Origin of the sequence: Enterococcus spodopteracolus, assembly GCF_030441955.1 — a bacterium.
Lineage (GTDB): Bacteria > Bacillota > Bacilli > Lactobacillales > Enterococcaceae > Enterococcus_B > Enterococcus_B spodopteracolus.
In genome coordinates, this window is record NZ_JARJHD010000183.1 from 1 (window position 1) to 255 (window position 255).

Below are 255 nucleotides of genomic sequence, written 5' to 3' on the forward strand. Positions count from 1 at the left end.
ATGGAGAAAATCAAATTGAAGTGCTTTTAGAAAGATTTTTCTTATCATTTGCTATTTACCAACTGTTTATTCTTGTAAAAAGAAAGCTGGACAGTTCCGCTGAAATTGATTCATATAATTCAATGAAGGTTTTCTGTATCAGGCTTCTCCATTTAAAAGAACATGAAGACTTAGTAAATATTCAGGCATTAATTGAACACACTCGTGAAAAAATAATCAACGATGATCAAATTATGATTAATGAGAAATCTTTAA

At 28.6% G+C, this 255-nt stretch carries 1 protein-coding gene; it reads left to right on the forward strand.

Going from position 1 to position 255, the window contains the following annotated elements; genetic code table 11:
- A partial coding sequence (locus P3R27_RS15635) for a hypothetical protein (RefSeq protein ID WP_301399230.1) occupies positions 1 to 255 on the forward strand: 255 nt, incomplete at both ends.